The organism is Vibrio sp. 378, assembly GCF_033339435.1.
In genome coordinates this window covers 1-551 of the sequence record NZ_JAWOUO010001010.1, presented here as the reverse complement: position 1 = coordinate 551, position 551 = coordinate 1, and the positions used below count along the sequence as shown (strand labels likewise).

Below are 551 nucleotides of genomic sequence, written 5' to 3'. Positions count from 1 at the left end.
GGCTTGGGCGAGAACGAAGAATACAACGCAGATGAAATCGCGGAACACTTGCGTGACCACGCCCTGTTTACGGGCTTTGCTCCGTTTGACGATCCAAAAGTTATCGTTACTCTCGTGCTAGAAAACGCAGGCGGTGGCTCAAGTAACGGTGGTCCAATGGCGAGAAAAATCTTTGACCGAGTGGTACTTGGCCCAGAAGAAATCAAACCAGAAGATGACAAAACCAACGCGCAAAAAGAGGTTACACGCTAATGAAGATGGATCCCTCTACAGGTAAAAACCGCGCCTTGTTTGAGCGCTTCCATATCGACTTGCCCCTCCTACTCGGCATCTTTGCTTTAATGGGTTTTGGTCTTGTGATCATGTACAGTGCCAGCGGACAAAGTTTGGAGATGATGGATCGCCAAGCAATGCGCATGGTATTGTCTCTTGTCGTGATGGTGGTTCTGGCTCAGCTTTCTCCAAGAACGGAGGACAGCCTGGCGCCACTAATGTTGATCGCCGGTGTAGTTTTGCTATTTGGCGTACGGTTGTTTGGTGAGGGCTGGGAG

General features: G+C 50.1%; 1 protein-coding gene and 1 pseudogene. Both read left to right on the top strand.

The window, feature by feature from the left end; genetic code table 11:
- A pseudogene (locus tag R7Q48_RS30080) lies at positions 1–252 on the top strand (penicillin-binding transpeptidase domain-containing protein); the annotation flags it as partial.
- Positions 252–551, top strand: a 300-nt coding sequence (locus R7Q48_RS30075) for an FtsW/RodA/SpoVE family cell cycle protein (RefSeq protein ID WP_318134063.1), incomplete at its 3' end; no start/stop codon positions are given. The pseudogene R7Q48_RS30080 and the gene R7Q48_RS30075, both read left to right, overlap by 1 nt.